Below are 21951 nucleotides of genomic sequence, written 5' to 3' on the forward strand. Positions count from 1 at the left end.
CGCCCGATGGCCAGATGGGCCTTTCAGCTTCCCCTAGTCCCATGGACTGATTTTTCACTGTGGGAGCATGGGCTTCAGGCCTGCCGCCAAACGATGAGAGCCGTCCGCTTGCCTTCATCCACGGCGGTCCGCGCCGCCATCGTTGCATCACTGCGGCACGGTGACGCAACCCTTGATAGCACAGCGCATGCGCTCAGAATTAGTGGGCGCACATTGCAGCGTCATCTCGAACGCATGGGCACGAGCCACAGCAAGATGCTCGACGAAGTCCGACTAGAGATTGCGTGCCGCATGCTGGCCGATACGAGTAAGCGCTTGTCGGATATTGCAGAATTTCTCGGATACACGAACGCGAGCAGCTTCAGCCGCGCTTTCGTGCGTTTGATGAAAATTCAACCTATCGTTTATCGGCGACAGCAACGTGGCCGCGAGCATGATCGGTCGCTTGTCCGCCGACGTTCTCGCACTACTAGCCGCTGAATGATTCCTGACGATTGGCGCGAAATGGCAAGACGCGCCGCGTGATTTGGCGCGAAATGCAGAGATGCCGCCGGCACTAGCGACGGTTTATCGCTTCCGAATTGCTCACGTGCTGCTCGAGGAAAACAACCAGCCTGCAAAGGAGAAGACCGCTATGACAATCCGCCTGGCCTTGATCGCGGTCTGCGCCGCTGGCTTAGTGGTAATTCCGCACAAGCTCCTTGCTCAATCTTCGGCCGAACCCAAGCCGCACATTCCGCTTGAGAAATCGATTGGTCAGGCCAAGCCGGAAGTGGTCCCATCGCTTTTTGTCCTCAACTCGCGCGGGGTGAGCCTGAAAGAGGGTAAGCTGGTGCTAAGCGGCGTTTCTCCGAATGCGATTGTGTTTGCCGACCGACCGGTTCGTGCCGCCGGGCATGATCTGACCTCCCGGATTGTCGAGGACTGGGGCCATGGCAGCGACAACTTCGCTAAAGACCCGCCCAACGCCACGGTGTCAGGATTCAAGAAAGAAGGATCGTCGGTGTTGGATGCCGTCGTCGTGTTGAAATCCCCCAAGTTTGAAGGTGATAAGCTGACGTTCGACGTCGATATCCTCGAAGGTGATCTCGCCGGGGCGGACGGGCCGGCATCTGTCTTTATCGATATCATTGGCCGTCCGTTGACGCCGTTGTCTTTCGCCGGCGTCGCTCGCCGCACCGCCTGGCGCGGAGCGTTCTACCGCGGCGCTGCCGTGGCAGGAGCCGCTGCTGTGGCCGGGGCTGCGGCGTATCCCTATTACTCACCGCGCTGCGGCTACTACCCCTATCCGCCCTGCTATTGAGCCGTTCGCCCGAGTGGCTCCGTTGCAAAGGCGTGAACTGCGAATCCACGTGACTGGTTTTCTATAGGAAGGAGATTAGCGATGAACATCACCCGTCGATCCCTTGCATTTGGCGGAATGGGGCTGCTCGCGGGAGCCGCCGCCACACGACCGGCTCTTGCCCAGGATTCATTTTTCGGAGTGGGACAAGGCCTGGAGGATTTCTGGCTGGCCAGCGACGCCTACATCTTTGGCTACCCGCTGGTGACGATGGAGATGACCCGGCGGATCATCACGAATGTCGCCGAGCCCGTCGGCACGCGCGGTCCGATGGGACACATCATCAAGCTGCGCCAGTATCCCGACGCCACCTTCAGGGATGTGACGGCACCGAATGCCGACACCTTGTACACGACATCCTTCTTCGACGTCGGAAAGGAGCCCTGGATACTCAGCATTCCGGACATGAAGGGCCGCTATTTCCTGATGCCGATGCTGGACGGCTGGACCACCGTGTTTCACGTGCCAGGTAAGCGCACCACCGGCACCGGGGCGCAGACCTACGCGATCACGGGGCCGGGTTGGAAGGGCACGCTGCCGGCGGGTGTCAAGGAGTACAAGTCGGCCACCAATATCGTGTGGCTGCTCGGCCGCATCTATTGCACCGGCACGGCGGACGATTACGCTGCGGTGCACAAGTTGCAAGACGAATGCAAGCTCGTTCCGCTCAGCGCTTATGGCAAAGCCTACACGCCCGCCCCCGGGAAGGTGGATCCAACAATCGATATGAAGACGGCGGTCCGCGAGCAGGTCAATCGCATGGACGCGGTCTCATACTTCAAGCTGCTTTGCGAACTCATGAAGACTAATCCGCCATACGCCGCGGACGCGCCTCAACTTGCGAAGTTTGCCCGCATCGGCATCGTCCCAGGGCAGGATTTTGATGAGAGTAAGCTGAAGGCAGATTTTCTGAGGCGCCTGCCGGAGGTGTCGTTCGACCGGATCATGCTTCAGTTCAAAATCAACAAGGCCATCAAAGACGAGAATGGGTTCGCGTTCACGACCAAGACCGGCATCTACGGCACCGACTATTTGATGCGGGCTTTGGTAACCGCGATCGGGCTTGGTGCCAACCGGCCGCAGGATGCCGTCTATCCGACCTCGCAAAAAGACGCCGACGGTCACAAGTACAGCGGCGCGAACAAGTACGTGATGCGATTTCCGAAAGGTCACTTGCCTCCAGCGGAGGGATTCTGGTCGCTTACGATGTACGACAGCGGCTATTTCTTCGTGAAGAACCCGCTCAACAGGTACTCCGTCAGCGCTCGGGAAGACTTGAAGGAGAATCCGGACGGATCAACTGATCTGTACATCCAGAAGGACTCTCCCGGCAAAGAGAAGGAGTCGAACTGGCTACCTGCGCCTGAGGGAGATTTCATCCTCATGTTGCGTATGTACTGGCCCCAGGAGACGGACCCCTCGATCATCAACGGCACATGGACGGTCCCGGCCGCCAGAAAAGTCGGAGCCTAGAGCAGGCAATCATGCCGGCGCGCATGCGCCGGCATGATTGCTAGGCCGCTCCCAGATGCCCCACAGCACGCTGTACTCGCTTTGGGTTTTCTGGGCCGAATGACACGGCATTCGCGATGCAGGAGGCCATGATGTCGGCACTTCACCTTGGAAAAGGAAAACAGCGCGTTGGACGGAGCGCGACAAAGCCGTCTCTCTCTTCTGCGTTCAGGAATGCAGCCATTGCCTCGGCAGTCATGACGCTGTCGGTGCCTGCTGCCACGGCTTACGCCGACGAAGGTGGCGTTTCCTACTGGCTCCCTGGCCGCTTCAGCAGCCTTGCCGCCACCCCTCAAGCCCCCGGCTGGTCAATGGCAGCGGTCTACTACCACACCAGCGTAAGTGCATTCGGCACCGCGGCTGCCGCAAGGGAAATTCACGTCGGCAGAATCCCCGCAACAGTAAACGTCGATCTGAACTTGCGTCTGAATGGGCGGGGGGATCTCGTCCTGCTCAATCCTACATACACGTTCGCAACCCCCGTGCTGGGCGGGCAACTGGCCATCGGAGTGACAGGACTGTTCGGACGATCGAGCGCTGATCTAGCAGGAACGCTCACCGCAACTGTCGGCCCCCTGGCCGTGACGCGCACGGGCAGCTTCGGCGACTCGATCACGTCAGTCGGGGATCTCTACCCGCAGGCGACGCTCAAGTGGAATGCAGGCGTCCATAACTTCATGACCTACGTAACCGGAGATGTTCCCGTCGGCGCTTACAGTTCGTCCCGTCTCGCCAATCTCGGCATCGGGCATGGCGCCATCGACGGCGGCGCCGGCTACACCTACTTCAATCCGCAAACTGGCCACGAGTTTTCCGCGGTGGCGGGCCTCACCTACAATTTCAAGAATCCGGATACGCAGTACCAGAACGGCATCGATCTTCACGTTGACTGGGGAGCCTCGCAGTTTCTGTCAAAGCAAACTTTCGTCGGCCTCGTTGGTTATGCCTATCAGCAGATAACTGATGACTTTGGCCAGCATCCCGCTTTAGGCAGATTTCGGTCCCGAGTCTTCGCAGTCGGTCCGCAAATTGGCTTTCTATTTCCAATAGGCGACATGCAGGGGTATTTGAATCTGAAGGGATATGGCGAGTTCGCCACTGAGAATCGGCCGGCTGGCTGGAACACTTGGCTGACGTTCTCAATGTCGCCGATAGCGCCGACCACAACTGTCGCGTCAACCCGGCGGATCACAAAATAGCAGCGTGGCCGCTTAGCCGATCTCGCCGACACACCATGGGTCGGTCGAACGTCTCACGTGAACATATCGAACTGAGCTGGTTATCTGCGTAGCCTCGAACCTTCCACCTGCTGAACAAAGCTGGCGTGAAGGTAGTCGAGAAGATCTACCTGCATCGAAATCCCGCGCTTTGAAGAAGGAAAGTCGCCCCCCGGACCGGCACTTCCGCTTTCGGCCCATCTCGGAAGTCGGGCACCGTCCGCACTTTTGTTGCTGTTGGAATGGAATGGGACATGGGTAGGGCAATCGCCTGGTGGATTGCTTCGTCGCAAGCGCTCCTCGCAATGACGGGGCGAGAGCCGAGTCAAAGAAAAACGGCGGGCTGTTGGCCCGCCGTTTTCGTTCGGATTGAAATCGGATCAATTATCCAAGAAGCTCCGCAGCTTCCTCGACCTTGACGGATGCTTCAGCTTCCGCAGCGCCTTCGCTTCGATCTGGCGGATACGCTCTCTCGTCACCGAGAACTGCTGCCCCACCTCTTCCAGCGTGTGGTCGGTGTTCATACCGATGCCGAAGCGCATGCGGAGGACGCGCTCTTCGCGCGGGGTGAGCGAGGCGAGGACGCGCGTGGTGGTCTCGCGCAGGTTGGACTGGATCGCGGCGTCGATGGGCAGGATCGCGTTCTTGTCCTCGATGAAATCGCCGAGATGCGAATCCTCTTCGTCACCGACGGGCGTCTCCAGCGACAGCGGCTCCTTGGCGATCTTGAGGACCTTGCGGACCTTCTCCAAGGGCATGCCGAGCTTTTCGGCGAGCTCTTCCGGGGTCGGCTCGCGGCCGATCTCGTTGAGCATCTGCCGGCTCGTGCGCACGATCTTGTTGATCGTCTCGATCATGTGCACGGGGATGCGGATGGTGCGGGCCTGGTCGGCGATCGAGCGGGTTATTGCCTGCCGGATCCACCACGTGGCGTAGGTCGAGAACTTGTAGCCGCGGCGGTACTCGAACTTGTCGACCGCCTTCATCAGGCCGATGTTGCCTTCCTGGATCAGGTCGAGGAATTGCAGGCCGCGGTTGGTGTACTTCTTGGCGATCGAGATCACGAGACGGAGGTTGGCTTCCACCATCTCCTTCTTGGCCTGGCGTGCCTCGCGCTCGCCCTTCTGCACGGAGTGCACGATCTTGCGGAACTCGACGATCTCGAGGCCGGTCAGCGCGGCGAGCTGATGCACCTCGTGGCGGAGGTCCTTGATGCGGTCCTTCTCGTGGTGGACGAAGTTCTTCCAGCCCTTGGCCGACAGCTTCGAGACGCGGTTGAGCCAGCGCGGATCGAGCTCCGAGCCGGTGTAGTTGCGCAGAAAATCCTCGCGGGCGACACCGTGGCTGTCGGCAAGGCGCATCAGGCGGCCCTCATGCGAGACGAGGCGTTTGTTGATGTCGTAGAGCTGCTCGACGAGGCTATCGATGCGGGCCTGGTTGAGGCGCAGCGACTTCACCTCGACGATGATCTCGTCCTTCAGCTTCTTGTACTTGCGCTCCTGGTGCGGCGAGAGCGACTCGTTCTGGAGCTGGTTCTGGATGTCCTGCTCCTGAAGCTTGCGCAGCTTCTTGTAGCTGTCGGCGATGCGATCGAAGATCTCGACCACCTTCGGCTTGAGCTCGGCCTCGATCGCCGCGAGCGACATCTGGTTCTCGAACTCGTCGTCGTCCATGTCGGACTCGGCGGCGGCCTCGCCCGGATCCTTCTCCTCGCCCTCGGGGGCGGCCGCAGGCGCGGCGCGGAACGGCGTCGGCGACGGGGGCGCGGCAGGCGGCGCGACATGCGCGGGCGCAGCGGCGGACGCGGTGGCTTCGCCGCCCTCGGCCGAGGCTTCGCCGCCCTCGCCATTGGGTCCTGCGATCATCGCGGCGTTCATGCCGCCCTTGGCATCCGGGCCGGCATAGGTGGCTTCGAGATCGATGATGTCGCGGAGGAAGATCTTGCCTTCGTTGAGCTCGTCGCGCCAGATGATGATGGCCTGGAAGGTCAGCGGGCTTTCGCAGAGACCCGCGATCATCGCCTCGCGGCCGGCCTCGATGCGCTTGGCAATCGCGATTTCGCCCTCGCGAGAGAGCAGCTCGACCGTGCCCATCTCGCGCAGATACATGCGCACGGGATCGTCGGTGCGCTCGCCCGGCTCGCTCTTCTTGACCTCGGTGACGGCCTTCTGGGTGACCTCGACGAGCTCGTTATCGGTCTCGTCGTCGCCCTCGTCCTTCTCCTCCTCGCCTTCGGTGTCGTCGGCTTCGGTGACGTTGATGCCCATGTCCGAGAGCATCGACATGATGTCCTCGATCTGTTCGGGCGAGGTCTGGTCGGACGGCAAGACTTCGTTGAGCTGATCGAAGGTCACGAAGCCGCGCTTCTTGGCCTGCTTGATCATCTTCTTCACGGCGGCGTCGGACAGGTCGAGCAAGGGCGAGGGCGCGTCCTGGGAATCCTTCTCCGGCGCATCCGCTGCCTTGTCGTCTTTTTCCTTGTCCTTCGCCTGCAGCGTCTTTGCCTTGGTGGCCATCCATTGCTCCTAAACGCGCTTCATGCGAGACGCCCGCCGCGCCTTCGCGTGAATTCACATGAACCTGTTGCTCGACGCTCTCGCTTCGGCAGCTCTCGACACGGAAAGGGCGGCGCACAAACCTCTCGCCACCCCCAACTCTCTCTCGCCGGAATTGCCTAACGCTTCGTCAGCCTCTTTGTCGCGGCGGATGCAGGTGTAGTGCCAACAGCGATTGCGCGGATTCATTCCTGACGCGTCTGTTATGCCTGCGGCCGCCTCTGGGCCAAAGTGCTACAAGACCGTTAAGCCTCGATTAACCCTGTTTTTGCCGCCAAACCTAGGATTTGGCGAGTCTTTTAGCGGTTCCAGCCGTGGCCGTCCGCATGTTTCTTTCATCACATGCTCTTCTGGAGCCGGCCAGACAGCTCGCCAAAACCCTCGATCAGGGCCTCGGTACCGTCGACTTCCCCTATCCGAGCCTTGACGTCACGCAGCCACGCCAAATTGGCCTCGCTGGGATCCTCCCCCAAGGCCAGCTCGGCGTCTTTCAGCTCTCTAAGTAGTGAATGCCATTGCCGATGCAAGGCAACCAGCTGGTGCCAGGTGGCAAGAACGTCGTCCCTCGCCGCGCCCTCGCGGGCGGCCCACACCGCCTGGGTCGTGATGACATTCTCAACCCTCTGAAGAGTTTGAGAAAATCCGCCCTTTTCGAGGTCGCCGCGCATCTTTTCTGCCTGCTCGCCGGGGTCCGGCGAGTGGTGATGGTCGTTGGCGAAGGCGGCGATGATGCCGGCCCTGAGCTTGTGGGCCTCGGGATGGGCCAGCTCCAGGGCGGCGACCTCCTCCAGATGCTCGTGCAGCAGCCAGGGGTGGTTGATCAGGCATTGCAGGATCAGGGCCTCCCGACGGGAGATGGCGCTGCGCTGGCCCCGCAGGATCGGGCTTGCCGCCAGCTGCGGGCTCGCCGCCTGGTAGGGGCCGGAGGGCAGCGGGGTCGGACCCGGGGCGCCGCGGCGGCCGCCGAACCCTTGTCCACCGAATCGATTCGCCCCGCCCCGCGGCTGGAACGGCCGGCCGCCACCGGGGCGGAAATTGCCCCGGCCGCCAAAGCCGCGCCCGCCTTCGGGCGCGAAGGTGCGCTGCAGCCGCTCGACGAAGTCGTCGCGATAATAGCGCCGCACCACCTCGTCGCGGATGCCGTTCGTGAGATCCTTGATGCGGGCCTCCAGCGCGGCGCGCCGTTCGGGCGTGGCGAAATTGCCGCCTTCGAGCTCGCGCGACCAGATCATGTCGGCGAGCGGGCGGGCAGCGCCGATCACCTCCTCGATCGCGCCGCGCCCGCCCGAGCGCACGAGATCATCGGGGTCCTGCCCTTCCGGCAGCAGCGCAAAGCGAAGACTCTTGCCGGGTGCGAGGAATGGCAAGGCAAGGTCCGCAGCACGATACGCCGCCTTCCGTCCGGCGCGGTCGCCGTCGAAGCAGAGGATCGGCTCGTCCGCCATCTTCCAGAGCAGCGCGAGCTGGCTTTCGGTGAGCGCGGTGCCGAGCGGCGCGACGCTGCCGGCAAAGCCCGCGGTGACCATGGCGATGACGTCGACGTAGCCTTCGACCACGATCAGCGGGCTGCCGTCATGGGTGGCTTTGCGCGCGGTCTGGTGGTTGTAGAGATTGTCGCCCTTGTGGAAGAGCGGCGTCTCCGGCGAATTCAGGTATTTGGCCGGAACGTCCTTCTCCAGCGCGCGCCCGCCGAAGGCGATGACGCGGCCGCGCAGATCGGTGATCGGAAACATCACGCGATCGCGGAAGCGATCGTAGGGAACGGGGATGTCGTCGCCGCCGATCAACAGACCGGTCTCGACCATGTCCTCGACGGAGACGCCGAGCTTGCCGAGATGCTCCTTCAGCGCGAATCTTTCGCCCGGCGCATAGCCGAGGCGGAACTGCAATTGCGTCGCCGGCGAAATGGCGCGATCGGCGAGATAGCCGCGCGCTTTCGCGCCCACGCGCGAGGCCAGCGTCTCGGCGAAGAATTTCGCCGCGAGATCCATCACGTCATGCAGCGAGCGCCGCCGCTGCTCCTCGCGCGCGGCGTTGGGCGTCACCGCCGGCAGCGGCAGGCCCGCCATATTGGCGAGCCGCTCCACCGCTTCGGCGAACGGCAGGCCGTCGGTCTCCATCACGAAGGTGATGATGTCGCCGTGCTTGCCCGAGGAGAAGTCGTGATAAAAACCCTTCTGGTCGTTGACGTAGAAGGACGGCGTCTTCTCCTGCTGGAACGGCGACAGCCCCTTCCACTCGCGCCCGGCCTTCTTCAGCTTGACGCGCTTGCCCACGACCTCGGAGACCGAAAGCCGGGCACGAAGCTCGTCGAGGAACTGGGGCGTGAAGCGCATGGGGCGAGTTTAGCCGAGCGTTTGAGTCGGGCGAAGGATCAGGGATATAGGGACGGCCCGGTCAAAGGCCAGGTTTGTCGGGCTTATCCGCGCTGTTCACAGCCCTCTCCGTCATTCCGGGGCGCCCCGAAGGGGCGAGCCCGGAATCCATCGAGCCACTGGAATGCTGGGAGAAATGGATTCCGGGCTCGCGCTGCGCGCGCCCCGGAATGACAGAAAGCTTGAACCGCGCCCGGTTCCACGCTTCCATACCGCCATGTTCAGGACCTTTCGGGGCGGCCAGACCGGGGGTTGGCGGGTGACCTCGCTCTCGCCTGTGACGGGCGAGTCCCTGCCCTTCGTGCCGGCGCTGTCGGTGACCGACAGCGAGGCCGTCTCATTGCCGCTGGTGCCCTCGCGCAATGCCTGGCGGCTGGTCGGCGTCGCCAGCAGCCTGCGCTACACCGAGCGGGCCGAGAAGCAGCAGCTCGTTGCCGTGCAGGCCGGCCTCGGCCGGCTGGAGGCCACCAGCGCGGCACTGATCCCGATCCGCAAATCGCAGGCCTGGTGGGAGCTGACCCAGGAAGAGCGCCGCAAGATCTTCGAGGACAAGTCGCACCACATCGCGAGCAGTCTTCGTTTCCTGCCCGCGATCGCGCGCCAGCTCTATCATTGCCGCGACCTCGGCGGCCCCTTCGATTTCCTGACCTGGTTCGAATTCGCCCCCGTGCACGCCTCGCTGTTCGAGGAGCTGGTGGCGATGCTGCGGCGGACCGAGGAGTGGAGCTATGTCGAGCGCGAGGTCGACGTGCGCGTGGTGAAGGAAGTGCTGTCGGCATAGAGCATGATCCGGAAAAGTGCGCAGCGGTTTTCCGAGAAGATCACGCTCGAGAATATCTAGCGATCAAGGAAGCGCCCGGACTCGATGCGCGGCAGATCGGTAACCGGCCAATTGTAGACGTAGGTCCAGGCCTTCCCGGTGGTGCCGTCGGGCAGCGTCACCTCGATCATCTGCCGCAGATATTCGGTGGGCTCCGGAAAGCCCTCGCCGCAGGCCTCGTACATGTCGAGTTCGCGCAGGAGCTCGTCCGGCACGCGCAGGTGAAACAACTCACCATGGACGATGTCCGACGCCCTCTCGGAGAGCAGCAATCCCGGATAGTGCTTCACCAGAACGAGCCGGCCGCGGCAGGTGGCTTCACTGAGGAATTCCGCATGGCCGGCCAGCAGCCGCGCCATCGGGTGGTCGAAGCCGCGCATCAGGGTGCCGTAAACGAAAAGTCTATCCGAGCTCATGCCGTTCCAACGTTGCGGCGTCGGTGCGATACCGCTACTCCGTTTACACAGTTTGTCATTCCATAGGCAAATCAGGATGGCTTTGGATATAGCCGACGCAACCGACCAGCTGCTCGGCGAGGGCGACATTCCGCCCGTGCATGAGGTGAATACGGCAGGGACATCGCCGTTCCTGCTCACCGCGGACCATTACGGACGGGTGCTGCCGCGCGCGCTCGGCGATCTCGGCGTCGCGGAGACCGATCTCGTCAGGCACATCGCCTGGGACATCGGCATCGCCGGTGTCGCCGAGCGGCTCGCCGCGATGCTCGATGCGCATCTGATCGCGCAGCGCTATTCGCGCCTGGTGATCGACTGCAACCGCCCGCCGGGCGTCGCAAGCTCGATTCCCGTGATCTCCGAGGCGACCGCCATCCCCGGCAATGAGGAGCTCTCGGCCGCGGCCAAGGAAATGCGCCGGCGCGAGATCTTCGATCCCTATCACCGCCGGATTGGCGCGGCGATCGATGCGCGCATCAGGGCGGGCAGGCCGACGGTGCTGGTGGCGCTGCACAGCTTCACGCCGGTCTATTACGGCGAGCCGCGGCCCTGGCATATCGGCACGCTCTATCACCGCGACACGGTGCTGCCGCGGCTGATGCTGCAGCATTTGCGGGCCGAGAGCGCGCTCGTCGTCGGCGACAACCAGCCTTATGCGGTGAGCGACATCACCGACTATACCATCCCCGTCCACGGCGAGGCGCGCGGCCTCGTCAACACCGGCATCGAGATCCGCCAGGACTTGATCACTGAGGAGAGCGGCCAGCAGCAATGGGCCGAGCGGCTGGCCCGGATCCTGCGCGAGATCGAGGCCGCGCTGCGCGAGCAGGGAATGAGTTAAGCGGTCACTTCGCCCGCGTCAGTGCCAGCCAGATGCCGCCGCCGATCATGAAGCCGCCTGAGATGCGCGACACCATCCGCGTGCGCCGCGCCGAGAAGAATTTTCGGGCGCGCCCGGCGGCAATCGCGTAGAGCGCATCGGTCATCACCGCCGTCACCATGAAGGTGGCACCCAGCAGCGCGACCTGCGGGAAATGCGGTTGGCTCATGTCCATGAATTGCGGGATGAAAGCGCCGAAGAACACCAGCACCTTGGGGTTCGACAGCAGCACCAGGAATCCCTGCAGGAAGAAGCCGCCGCGCGGCGGCGGAGGCGGCGCGTCGACATCGACACCTTCGACCGGCTCCCAGATCAGCTTGATGCCGAGCCAGACGAGATAGGCGGCGCCGGCAAAGCGCACCCAGTCGAACCAATAGCCCATGGTCGCCATCAGCGAGGTCAGGCCGATCGCAACGATGCCGATGACGATGGCAAGCCCGGCCTGCGCGCCGGCCACGTTGATGAGCGCCGCACGCGTGCCGTGGCGCAGGCCATTGGCGATGACGAGGGTGACGATCGGCCCCGGCAGCAGCGCCAGCGCAATGCAGGCGGCGACGAAGGCGAGGTAGGCTTGCATGGACATCATGGGAGGGACTCGCTGAAGGCGGTTTCGCCGCATTAATGCATGGCGAGCGCTGGAACGGAAGACGCGTCAGTCGCTCCAAGCCGATCCCTTGACATGCAACCATTTAGTTGCCTATTATCGCCGCCATGGATGAGGTCTTCAAGGCGCTCGCGGATAGCTCGCGACGTTCGCTGCTCGACAGGCTTCACGCCAGAAACGGCCAGACACTGAACGAGCTCTGCGAGGGGCTTGCGATGACGCGACAGGCCGTCACCAAGCACCTTGCCATCCTGGAGGAAGCGAACCTCATCACCACCATCAGGCATGGACGCGAGAAGCTGCACTACCTCAACCCGGTGCCGATCCATCAGATCGGCGAACGCTGGATCAGGAAGTTCGAGCGCAGCAAGCTCGCCGCGCTCAACGAGCTGAAACGTCAGTTGGAGAACGGCGACGAGTGAGTCCGCTCAACGAAGGATTTGATGCACGATGAACCTCGATCAATTCAAGCCGCTGACCGTCTACACCATCTACATCGCCTCGACGCCCGAGAAGGTGTGGGAGGCGCTGACGTCCGCCGAGTTCAGCCGGAAATATTTTTCCGGCTTTGCGGTGGAGATGGAGCCGAAGCTCGGCGGCAGTTTCGTCGTGCACGCGCCCGACGGCTCCGAGCACATCCGCGGCGAAGTGTTCGAATACGATCCGCCGAGGAGGCTCACGGTGAGCTGGAACGTCAATTGGCCGGACCTCGTGGAAAAGCTCGGCACCACCATCGTCACCTACGAGATCGAGCAGGCCGGCGAAGCCGTCCGCCTCACCCTGAGCCAACGCCACGACCGCGAGCTCAGCGACGACATCCTTTCCGGCGGCCGCACCGGCTGGCCCGCGATCCTCTCCGGATTGAAGAGCCTGCTGGAGACCGGCAAGGCGCCGCATATCGAGATGTCCCCGCCGGTGCGGTTGCTGGAGGCGCTGAAGGCGATGGGGATCAAGGTGCCGTAATTGAAGAAGGACAAGCGTAGGTCGCTTCTTCCCCTCTCCCCTTGTGGGAGAGGGTGGCTCGCCGCGAAAGCGGCGAGACGGGTGAGGGGTCTCTCTCCGCGCACACTTCTCTCAATGAGTCCGCGGAGAGAGACCCCTCATCCGGCGCTTCGCGCCACCTTCTCCCACAAGGGGAGAAGGAAGAGCGCCGACACTAAGCCACCGGCGCCACCAACCGGCGGTACAGATGCCATGTCGCATGCCCGAGCACCGGCAGCGTGACCACCAGCCCGAGAAAATAGGGCAGCGCCGAGACGATCAGCAGCATCACGATCAATGCGGCCCAACCGATCATCGGCAGCGGGCTCGTCACCACCGCGCGCACGCTCGTCACCATGGCCGTGACGAAATCGACCTCGCGATCGAGCAGCAGCGGGAACGACACCACGGTCAGCGAGAACAGGATCAGCGACAGCACGGCCCCGACCGCATTGCCGATGGCCAGGAACAAGAGGCCCTCGCTGGTCGTCAGCACCACCGTCATGAATTCCTGCAAGCTCGAGAACGAGGCGTTGAGGCCGAGCAGCAGCGCGATCAGGAGCCGCACCTGGTACATCCAGACCACGAAGACGAACAACGTCACGAAGGCCATCCAGCCGATCTCGCTGCGCGAGCGGATCGCGGACCAGATCGCAGCGAACGAGACCGGCTCGCCGCGCTCACGGCGCCGGCTGACTTCGTAGAGGCCGATCGCAACGAACGGTCCGATCAACGCAAAACCGGCAGCGAGGGGATAGACCAGGTAGACCATGCCGAAGGCAGTGAGACAGAGCATGATGACGATGCCGCCGGCGGCATAGAGCGCGCCGAAGCAGAGACCGTAGAGCGGCAGCGCCTGGAAATCGCGGAGGCCCTCGACCAGCGCCTCGGCGATGTCGACCGCCGCCACTGGACGCACCACCGGATCGACCTTGCCCGAGATGGACATCAGCTTCCTCCGCACATCGGCGCGATCTTCGTCGCGCGCATGCCGCGATATTAGCGCCGCCGCGCGGCGGCGCAACTTGAAGCCGGCCGGCGCGAAGGGTAGCAGCGAAGGGACGATGCTCGCACGGCGAAATCGTTAGCCTTTCGCGCGATTTTTGCACCGACCGCTATGGACGGGGCAGATGATCGTGCCGCAAATTGCACCTCCGAATACCGTCGCCCGAGAGCCGATCGCCCACCGATGAGCCTGCGTACCCGGTTACTTATCCTCGTCATCGCGGCCATGCTTGTGCCGGCGATTCTGGTCGGGCTGCGCTTCGTGCAGAACCGGACGAGCGAGATCGACGCGGCGCTGGCCAATCTCGCCGCATCCGCCGACGACATCGCCAGCGATCTCGGCGAGAAGATCCAGGGGACTGCCCAGCTTCATTACGGGCTCGCCCGCGCCCGCGACCTCGACACGCGCGACAAGGCGGCATGCTCGGCGTTTCTGTCGGATGTCCGCGAGGAATATCCGCAGTTCACGGGTATCCTGACCATCGATCCCGACGGCAGGCTGTTCTGCGACTCGCTGCGGACCAACCGCACGCTCGACCTGAACGACCGCGGCTATTTCAAAGAGGTCCAGACTCTTCACGGCCTCGTCGCGGTGGAACCGGTGTTCGGCCGCCTCACCGGACTGTCGGTGCTGCAGATCGCCTATCCGGTGCGATCGGATACAGGCGCGCTGAAATTCGTGCTGCTGGCCTCCTTCAACCTGAACAAATTCGCGGAGTTTCACGACAAGCGGCTGCTCGCCGAGAAGGACATCCTGCTCGTCGACGCCAAGGGCACGGTCCTGGCCGCCCCCAAGCGCGGCGGCTGGAGCGTACCCATCGGCGGCTCCATTGCGGGCTCCGACCTGTTCCGCTTCGCGGCAGATCCCGACGGCGAACCATTCCGGGAGATCGCCGATCGCGACGGCCGCACGCAGATCTGGGGCGTTGCCCGCTCGCCCGCGATCCGCAAGGCCGGACTCTATATCTTGGTGGGGCGGTCCAAGGACGGACTGATCGCGGCAGCGAACCGCCGGCTTTACGAGGACATGGCGATCCTGGCGGTGGCCTCGCTGCTGCTCCTCGCCGGCCTCTGGATCCTCACGACGGTGAGCATCGGACGGCAGGTCGGGCGGCTCGCCGCCATGGCGAAGAGCCTGGGGCACGGCGATCTCAGCGCGCGCATTCCGGAGCCCCACCCGGGGGGCGAGCTCGGCGGGTTGATGACGCTGCTCAACAGCACGGCCGAATCGCTCGAGCAGCAGCGCGCCGCCATCGCCGATCTCAGCCACAAGCTCAGCCAGTCGCAGAAGATGGAAGCCATGGGCCAGCTCACGGGCGGCGTGGCGCACGATTTCAACAATCTCCTGACTGTCATTCTCGGCAATTCCGAACACCTCGCCGACAGGCTTGCAGGTAACAAGGAATTGCACCGGATCGCCGACGACATTGCGACCGCCGCCGAGCGGGGTTCCGACCTGACGCGGAGCCTGCTCGCCTTCGCGCGCAAGCAGCCGCTGCGGCCGCGCGAGATCGACATCGCCGAGCAGGTGACCGGCATGAAGCAGCTTCTGCAGCGGACCCTGGGCGAGCACATCGAATCCAGCTTCACGTTCGCGCCGGATCTCTGGCTCGCCAGCGTCGATCCCGGCCAATTGGCGACGGCCGTGCTCAACCTCGTGCTCAACGCGCGCGACGCGATGCCTGACGGCGGCAAGCTGATGGTCGAGGTGCGGAATGCATCGCTCGGTGAATCCGACCTCGACGTCAACGGCGAGCCGCGGCCCGGCGACTACGTCATGCTGGCCGTGAAGGATACCGGGTCCGGCATGAGCAGCGAGGTGTTGCAGCGCGCGTTCGAGCCGTTCTTCACCACCAAGGAGGTCGGCAAGGGGACCGGCCTTGGCCTCAGCATGGTCTACGGATTTGCGCAGCAATCCGGCGGACTCGTGCAGATGCAGTCCGAACCGGGTCAAGGCAGCGTGGTCAGGCTGTTCTTTCCTCGCCTGCCGACGTCGTCGAGCGAGGAGCCGTCACCGGCAGCGCGTGTCGCCGCACCCGAGGGATACGAAACGATCCTCGTCGTCGAGGACGACGACATGGTGCGCGCCTATGTAGAGAACGAGCTGAAAGCGCTCGGCTACCGCGTCATCACGACGGCAAACGGCCCCGCGGCGCTGGACGTGCTGCGCCAGTCCGCGGACATCCAGCTGCTGTTCACCGACGTCGTGATGCCCGGCGGCATGTTCGGGCCGGAGCTGGCGAGGCAGGCCGTTCAACTGCGGCCTGGCCTCAAGGTGCTCTTCACGTCCGGCTACAGCCAGGATCCGGTCAAGACGCCCGACGGGATCGACGCGCGCATTCTGACCAAGCCGTTCCGGCGCAAGGAGCTCGCCGCGATGCTGCGCGCGGCCCTCTCGGAGCCGCCGCGCTAGATCAGGACGCGATGGTGAGCTGCAGCGCCATTGCGAGATTAGCGGCGAACAGAGCCGCATCGATCACGAAGATCCGGAGCATCGGGCCCTTCAACACCGGCCAATAGGCCACCCCGACGCGGCCGCCGCGCATCAGCACCGGGACGTTATAGGCGAACTGGCTGAAATGGCAGGCGGCAAAGAACAGGAACAGCGCGAGCTGCGCTTCGACCGGTTGGAAGAAGGACGGACGGGCGGCCAGAAGATAGAGCGACAAGAGCCCGATCGGCAGATTCATGCCGCCGAGGAACGCAACGCTCGCCGCAAGGGTCGGCGCGATCGGATTGCTGCGCTCCTCCCGCGGCAGCAGGATCTTCAACGTGTTGGTTTGCGCGATGCTGAACTGGATGAACGCGCCCACGAACCAGAGCGTGTTGAGAAGCAGGACGATATCCGAAAATCGCATGGTCATTTTCCGTAAAAGGCTTCACTGCGCACCACACGGCCCGCATCGTCGAAGTCCATGAATTCGCTGGCGCGCGTATCGCCCAATTGCCACCACACCGTCAGTCGCGCGATCGCCTCGTCCCAGCTCCAGTCCAGGATCTTCAGGTCGGCGCTTTCGATGTGGCCGTAGGCTTTCCGCCAGTAGGCGCGAATGTTCTCGGCGCCGGTGACGGTCGGAGACCCCGTCAGGGTGAGCGCGAGAGGGCTGCGCATCTGTGCATCGTCGGCGAAATGGGCGACGACCGCGTCGATGTCCACTTTGCGCCAGTTCGCGCACCATGCCGCGACGAAGCTTGCAGCGGCCGCGCGGTCCATTGCCTGTCCGCTCACGACACGGATCCTCCCTTCGGCTTGTGGCCCGGAAGGTGGCAAAGCGCGCGCCTCATGTCAACTATGTTGACTTGAGATTTAGGTCAGTTGTTGTCGGCGATCGCCTCCATCACGCCGATCCATCCCGCCGCACCGCTCGCCCCGGCGCGCGCGAACGCTTCGTGCAGGACCTGGCGCTCGTGGTCCGAGGCCCGTTGCTCGATGCGCCGCCCCGCTTCCGTCAGGCGCAGCAATTTCGAGCGGTGCTGCTCCGGCGCCCGCTTCGAGGTCAGGAGCTTGCGCTCCAGCAGCAGATTGAGCGGCCGGTTGAGGGCCTGCTTGGAAATGCCGAGGATCTCGATCAGCGCGCCGATGGCGATGTCGGGCCGGCGCGCCACAACGTAGAGGATGCGATGGTGCGGACGCGACAGGCCCTGCTTGGCCAGATATGCGTCGGCCTCAAGCGTCATGCCGCGCCAGCCGTAATACATGAGCTCCAGCGCCGTATCGAGCTCGTGCAGCTTTGCAAGCGAGGCGCGGTGAAGCCCCGCGGCTTGAGACGTCTTTGCCATGGTCGGAAGCCAGCCCTTGTAAGAAGTCAGCCTTTGGCCCGCAGCTCGCGGCGCAGCACCTTGCCTGTTGCCGTCATCGGCAGCGTCTCCGTGAATTCGACGAAGCGCGGATATTCGTGCGCGGCGAGCTGCACCTTGACGAAGTCCTGAATCTCGCGCGCGAGCGTGTCGCTGCCGGCAAAGCCCGGACGCAGCACGATCCAGGCCTTGATCGATTCGGTGCGGATCGGATCGGGAATGCCGACCACCGCAGCCATGGCCACCGACGGATGTTTCATCAGCGTGTGCTCGATCTCGGAGGGGCCGACGCGATAGCCGGCGGTGGTGATGACGTCGTCCTCGCGGCTGACGTACCAGAAATAGCCGTCCTCGTCCTGCACTCCGAGATCGCCGGTGAGCAGGAAGTCGCCGGCATATTTCTTCGCGGTCGCCTCCGGATTGCGCCAATATTCGAGCATGGTGACGGGGCACGGCTGGCGCACGCCGATGATGCCGCGCTGCCCCCGCGGCAATTCCTGGCCCTTGTCGTTGACGATGCGGACATCGAAGCCCGGCGTCGCCTTGCCCATCGAACCCGGGCGGATCGGAAACAGGTTCGCGTTGCTGCCGATCACGAGGTTGCACTCGGTCTGGCCGAACACCTCATGCGCGTCGACACCAAACGTCTCGCGCACCCAGCCGAGCAATTCACCCCCGAGCGATTCGCCGCCGGTGAAGATGCTGCGCAGCTTGACGCCGGAATGCTTGACGCCGGCCTGCCGCATCAGCTTCAGCGCCGTCGGCGGCAGGAAGACGTTGCGAACGGCAAGATCGGCCATCATCTGCATCGCCGCTTGCGGCTCGAATTTCCGCGCGCGATGGCCGACCAGGGGAATGCCGTGGTACCAGAACGCGAGCAGACCGTTGATGAGCCCGCCGATCCAGGCCCAATCCGCCGGCGTCCACATGAGATCGCCGGGCTTGGGCAAGAAGTTGTGGCACATCTCCACGTTCGGCAGATGGCCGAGCACGACACGATGCGCATGCAGCGCGCCCTTCGGGTTACCCGTCGTGCCCGAGGTGTAGATGATCAGGGCGGGATCGTCGGCCGAGGTGTCCGCGCGCGTAAAGTCGGGCGAAGCGGCCTTTACCGCATCCCAGAACGATGTCGTGCCGGCGGGCACTCGCGCGCCGGCGATGTAGACGTTCCTCAGCTCCGGCAGGCGGTCGCGGATCTTGGACAGCTTTTCCCAGCCGGCTTCGTCGGTGACGATCGCCTTGGCCTCGGAGTTCGACAGACGGAATTCCAGCGCGTCCTCGCCGAACAGGGCGAACAGCGGGATCGAGATCAGGGCCGAGCGAAACGCCGCCATGTGCACGATCGGCAATTCCAGCGACTGCGACAGGAACACCGCGACGCGGTCGCCCCGCACAAGCCCGTCCGCCCACAGCACATTGGCGAAGCGGCGCGACATCTCCGCGATCTCGTCGAAGGTGGTGCGGCTGGTGGCGCCGGTGTCGTCGACATAGATCAGCGCAAGCCGGCCGGTGCCGTCGGCATGGCGATCGCAGCACGCCTCCGCGATGTTGAAGCGCGCGGGGATATCCCAACGGAAGTTGCGGACGAGTTCGTCGTAGCTTGCGGCTTCGGTGAGCATGGTATGGTCGTTTCCGGTGTCTTGTTATTATCGTTCAGTCTAGGGCCGCGGGCGCACGGGACAAGTCCCTCGCCGTCATTCCGGGGCGCCCGAAGGGCGAGCCCGGAATCCATCGGGCCACAGGAAATGCCGCTTGATGGATTCCGGGTTCGACGCTGACGCGTCGCCCCGGAATGACGGCGGAGACTCACCGCACCGTCGCAAAAAACTTCCGGACATCGCGCACGAACAGCTCCGGCTGCTCGAAGGCGGCGAAGTGACCGCCCTTCTCCATCTCACTCCAATGCGTGATGTCATGGAAGTTCGGCTCCATCCAGCGCCGCACCGGCGTGACGATCTCCTTGGGGAACACCGCGACACCCGTCGGCACCTTCACCACCGGCGTGGTGCGGCGCTTGCCAAAGCTCTCCCAATAGAGCCGCGCCGACGAGGTCGCCGTCTGCGTCGCCCAATAGAGCATGACGTTGTCGAGCAGCTCGTCCTTGCTGAAGATGTTTTCGGGGTGGCCATTGCAATCGGTCCAGGCCCAGAATTTTTCCAGGATCCAGGCCGCCTGGCCGCTCGGCGAATCCGTCAGGCCATAGCCGAGCGTCTGCGGCCGCGTCGACTGCTGCTTGGAATAGCCGGAGTCGAGATCGGCGTAGTGCTTGAGGCCGGCCAGCGCCCGCTTCTCCTCTGGCGTCGGCTCGCCCTCGACCTTCGGTGCCGCGTTGAAGGCGAGCGTGATGTGGATGCCGGCGCAATGAGTGGGGTCCTGCGCTCCGAGCGAGGTCGTCACCGCCGAGCCCCAGTCGCCGCCTTGCGCGCCATAACGCGCGTAGCCCAGGCGGTCCATCAGCTTGGCCCAGGTCGCGGCAATGCGATCGACGCCCCAGCCGGTGGTCCCCGGCTTGCCCGAGAAGCCGAAGCCAGGCAGCGAGGGGCAGATCACGTGAAAGGCATCGGCGCGATTGCCGCCATGCGCGGCGGGATCGGTGAGCGGCGCGATCACCTTCTGGAACTCGACGATGGAGCCGGGCCAGCCGTGGGTGATGATCAACGGAAGCGCCGACGGCTCCTTCGCGCGCGCATGAATGAAGTGGATGTCGAGGCCGTCGATCTCCGTGGTGAACTGCGCAAAGCGATTGAGCTTTGCCTCGCGCGAGCGCCAGTCATACTCGTTGGCCCAATAGGTGCAGATCTCCTGGATCCATTTCAGCGGCGCGCCCTGGCTCCAGTCGTCGACCAGCTCGGCCTCCGGCCAGCGCGTGCGGGCAAGGCGTGACTTCAGGTCGGCGAGGATGTCGTCGCCGATGGCGATGCGAAATGGCTTGATGGCGGTCATCGGTTGCTCCCGATTTGTTTCTGCCGGGAGAGTAGACCGAACCTATGCGGCATCAAAGGTGCCCCTTCTCCCCTTGTGGGAGAAGGTGGCGCGAAGCGCCGGATGAGGGGTCTCTATCCGCGTGAACTACTGGGAGAGGATCGCTCGCGGAGAAAGACCCCTCACCCGTCTCGCCGCTACGCGGCGAGCCACCCTCTCCCACAAGGGGAGAGGGGAAGAAGCTAGCCCGACAGCGCTGCCTTCACGAGACCAGACGCCTTGCCAAAATCCATCTGGCCCGCGTATTTCGCGCGCAGCACGGCGATCACCTTGCCCATGTCCTTCATGCCGGCAGCGCCGGTCTCGGCAATCGCATCCGCGATCGCCTTCTTCACGTCGTCATCGGACATCTGCTTCGGCAGATACGCCGAGATCACCGCGATCTCCTCGCGCTCCTGCGCGGCAAGCTCGGCGCGGCCGCCCTTGTCGTAGAGCTCGACCGCCTCCTGACGCTGCTTGATCATCTTCTGCAGCACCGCGAGGATGTCAGCGTCCGACAACGGCGGCTTGCCGCTGCCGCGCGCGTCGATGTCGGCGTTCTTGATGGTCGAGTTGACCATGCGCAGCGTGGACAGCTTGCGCTCGTCCTTGGCCTTCATGGCCTCCTTGACCGCATTGTTGATGTCGTCGCGCAGCATGATCGTGATCCCTTCGATATAAACGCCTGATCTAGGCCCTTTGCGGCCGTCGCACAACCTGGCTCCCCAGCCATTCGGTCAGCGCCTGAACCGTCGCCTCCGGCTGTTCGGCTTGCGGCAGGTGCCCGCAGCGATCGAGAATCACGAGCCTGGCGCCGGCGATGCCTTCGGCCATCTCCTTGGAGAAGGCGTTGGGGATGGTGTTGTCGGCATCGCCCGTCAGCACCAGCGTCGGGCATGTGATCGTCGCCAGCAAGGAGCGCGAATCCGTCCGTGCGATGATCGCGGTCTGCTGCCGCAGATAGCCTTCGACGCCGACGTCCTCGTCCTGCGCATGCACGAGCCTGAGAATCTCGGCATCGTCGCGCCGCGACGGATGCACGAGCTCCGGAAAACTCTCCTCGCGCACGGCACGGAGCTCACCGCGTCTGGCGCGCTCCATCTGGGCACGGCGGCGCGCGGTGGCCTCCGGCGAGTCGGGCCGCGCCTGCGTGTTGATCAGCGCGAGTTTTGTCACGCGCTCGCTGGCCTGGCGCATGATCTCGAAGGCGATGTAGCCACCCATGGAATGGCCGACGAGGGCAAAGCACGGCGGCGCCTCGGCGAGGATGCGGCGGGCGATCGCAACCATGCTGTCGTCGCGGATGTGGTTGGCGACCGTCACCGGCCCGAAACGCCAGAGCGCAGGGATCACGGGCGCATAGATCCGGGCCGAGGACGCCAGCCCCGGAACCAGCACAATGGGGGTGGTCTGGTCCATTATTGCCTCGCAAGCCCAGGAAATTGC

General features: G+C 63.9%; 21 protein-coding genes. 9 read left to right on the forward strand and 12 right to left on the reverse strand.

All coding sequences use genetic code 11. The annotated features are described in order from the left end of the window. Nucleotides 1–93 precede the first annotated feature (93 nt). The 4 genes from I6F12_RS37390 (at nt 94) to I6F12_RS32450 (ending at nt 4053) form a co-directional block, all read left to right on the forward strand. A complete protein-coding gene (locus I6F12_RS37390; RefSeq protein WP_225158084.1) occupies nt 94–480 on the forward strand; it encodes an AraC family transcriptional regulator in 387 nt (128 codons plus the stop codon). A gap of 64 nt (nt 481–544) precedes the next feature. Then, nucleotides 545–1303, forward strand: a complete 759-nt coding sequence (locus I6F12_RS32440; RefSeq protein WP_225158085.1) for a hypothetical protein — start codon at nt 545–547, stop codon at nt 1301–1303. Between the two features lie 81 nt (nt 1304–1384). Further along, a complete protein-coding gene (locus tag I6F12_RS32445; RefSeq protein WP_036009581.1) occupies nt 1385–2815 on the forward strand; it encodes a DUF1254 domain-containing protein in 1431 nt (476 codons plus the stop codon). Between the two features lie 236 nt (nt 2816–3051). Then, complete coding sequence (locus I6F12_RS32450; protein WP_225158119.1) at nt 3052–4053, forward strand: transporter; 1002 nt, start codon at nt 3052–3054, stop codon at nt 4051–4053. Between the two features lie 398 nt (nt 4054–4451). Here I6F12_RS32450 and rpoD read toward each other — a convergent pair whose 3' ends face one another. Together rpoD and dnaG are read right to left on the reverse strand one after the other, a co-directional pair. Further along, nucleotides 4452–6587 carry an RNA polymerase sigma factor RpoD gene (gene rpoD / locus I6F12_RS32455; RefSeq protein WP_036009578.1) on the reverse strand — a complete coding sequence of 712 codons (2136 nt, stop codon included), beginning with the start codon at nt 6585–6587 and terminating at the stop codon, nt 4452–4454. Between the two features lie 377 nt (nt 6588–6964). Further along, nucleotides 6965–8962 carry a DNA primase gene (gene dnaG / locus I6F12_RS32460; RefSeq protein ID WP_225158086.1) on the reverse strand — a complete coding sequence of 666 codons (1998 nt, stop codon included), beginning with the start codon at nt 8960–8962 and terminating at the stop codon, nt 6965–6967. A 256-nt stretch (nt 8963–9218) separates the two neighbouring features. On the opposite strand from dnaG, the gene I6F12_RS32465 reads away from it, so the two are divergent. Beyond that, nucleotides 9219–9782 carry a chlorite dismutase family protein gene (locus I6F12_RS32465; RefSeq protein WP_057027835.1) on the forward strand — a complete coding sequence of 188 codons (564 nt, stop codon included), beginning with the start codon at nt 9219–9221 and terminating at the stop codon, nt 9780–9782. Between the two features lie 56 nt (nt 9783–9838). Here the strand turns inward: I6F12_RS32465 and I6F12_RS32470 are convergent, their stop codons facing one another. Then, nucleotides 9839–10237 (reverse strand): gamma-glutamylcyclotransferase family protein, encoded by a 399-nt coding sequence (locus I6F12_RS32470; protein WP_225158087.1) that lies wholly within the window; start codon nt 10235–10237, stop codon nt 9839–9841. A 76-nt stretch (nt 10238–10313) separates the two neighbouring features. Between I6F12_RS32470 and I6F12_RS32475 the strand changes: the two genes are divergently transcribed. Next, a complete protein-coding gene (locus tag I6F12_RS32475) occupies nt 10314–11117 on the forward strand; it encodes an N-formylglutamate amidohydrolase (RefSeq protein ID WP_225158088.1) in 804 nt (267 codons plus the stop codon). Nucleotides 11118–11121: 4 nt separating this feature from the next. Here the strand turns inward: I6F12_RS32475 and I6F12_RS32480 are convergent, their stop codons facing one another. Further along, nucleotides 11122–11742: a LysE family translocator gene (locus tag I6F12_RS32480; protein WP_225158089.1), complete on the reverse strand. Its 621-nt coding sequence runs from the start codon at nt 11740–11742 to the stop codon at nt 11122–11124. 125 nt (nt 11743–11867) lie between these two features. Here I6F12_RS32480 and I6F12_RS32485 point away from each other — a divergent pair, with 125 nt between their 5' ends. Together I6F12_RS32485 and I6F12_RS32490 are read left to right on the forward strand one after the other, a co-directional pair. Beyond that, nucleotides 11868–12182: a helix-turn-helix domain-containing protein gene (locus tag I6F12_RS32485; RefSeq protein WP_036009566.1), complete on the forward strand. Its 315-nt coding sequence runs from the start codon at nt 11868–11870 to the stop codon at nt 12180–12182. A 28-nt stretch (nt 12183–12210) separates the two neighbouring features. Continuing rightward, nucleotides 12211–12723, forward strand: a complete 513-nt coding sequence (locus I6F12_RS32490) for an SRPBCC family protein (RefSeq protein WP_036009564.1) — start codon at nt 12211–12213, stop codon at nt 12721–12723. 193 nt (nt 12724–12916) lie between these two features. On the opposite strand, the gene I6F12_RS32495 is transcribed toward I6F12_RS32490, so the two are convergent. Beyond that, the gene (locus I6F12_RS32495) at nt 12917–13690 is read right to left on the reverse strand and encodes a DUF2189 domain-containing protein (protein WP_036009562.1); all 774 of its coding nucleotides are present in this window, start codon (nt 13688–13690) and stop codon (nt 12917–12919) included. Nucleotides 13691–13930: 240 nt separating this feature from the next. On the opposite strand from I6F12_RS32495, the gene I6F12_RS32500 reads away from it, so the two are divergent. Beyond that, nucleotides 13931–16159 carry an ATP-binding protein gene (locus tag I6F12_RS32500; protein ID WP_225148057.1) on the forward strand — a complete coding sequence of 743 codons (2229 nt, stop codon included), beginning with the start codon at nt 13931–13933 and terminating at the stop codon, nt 16157–16159. A 1-nt stretch (nt 16160) separates the two neighbouring features. Here the strand turns inward: I6F12_RS32500 and I6F12_RS32505 are convergent, their stop codons facing one another. The 7 genes from I6F12_RS32505 to I6F12_RS32535 form a co-directional block, all read right to left on the reverse strand. Beyond that, complete coding sequence (locus I6F12_RS32505; protein ID WP_225158090.1) at nt 16161–16604, reverse strand: hypothetical protein; 444 nt, start codon at nt 16602–16604, stop codon at nt 16161–16163. A 2-nt stretch (nt 16605–16606) separates the two neighbouring features. Further along, complete coding sequence (locus tag I6F12_RS32510) at nt 16607–16975, reverse strand: nuclear transport factor 2 family protein (RefSeq protein WP_225126766.1); 369 nt, start codon at nt 16973–16975, stop codon at nt 16607–16609. An 83-nt stretch (nt 16976–17058) separates the two neighbouring features. Beyond that, nucleotides 17059–17526: a MarR family transcriptional regulator gene (locus I6F12_RS32515; RefSeq protein WP_225158091.1), complete on the reverse strand. Its 468-nt coding sequence runs from the start codon at nt 17524–17526 to the stop codon at nt 17059–17061. A gap of 26 nt (nt 17527–17552) precedes the next feature. Then, nucleotides 17553–19163 carry an acyl-CoA synthetase gene (locus I6F12_RS32520; RefSeq protein ID WP_225114073.1) on the reverse strand — a complete coding sequence of 537 codons (1611 nt, stop codon included), beginning with the start codon at nt 19161–19163 and terminating at the stop codon, nt 17553–17555. Between the two features lie 187 nt (nt 19164–19350). Next, nucleotides 19351–20487: an epoxide hydrolase family protein gene (locus I6F12_RS32525; protein WP_225158092.1), complete on the reverse strand. Its 1137-nt coding sequence runs from the start codon at nt 20485–20487 to the stop codon at nt 19351–19353. Nucleotides 20488–20708: 221 nt separating this feature from the next. Continuing rightward, entirely contained in the window at nt 20709–21164 is a 456-nt protein-coding gene (locus tag I6F12_RS32530) for a GatB/YqeY domain-containing protein (protein ID WP_036009550.1), read from the reverse strand. A gap of 31 nt (nt 21165–21195) precedes the next feature. After that, nucleotides 21196–21924, reverse strand: coding sequence for an alpha/beta hydrolase (locus tag I6F12_RS32535; protein ID WP_225158093.1), 729 nt, complete (start codon nt 21922–21924; stop codon nt 21196–21198). Between the last annotated feature and the right edge of the window lie 27 nt (nt 21925–21951).

Source organism: Bradyrhizobium sp. IC4059, from assembly GCF_020193615.1.
In the GTDB taxonomy this organism is placed as follows: Bacteria; Pseudomonadota; Alphaproteobacteria; order Rhizobiales; family Xanthobacteraceae; genus Bradyrhizobium; species Bradyrhizobium yuanmingense.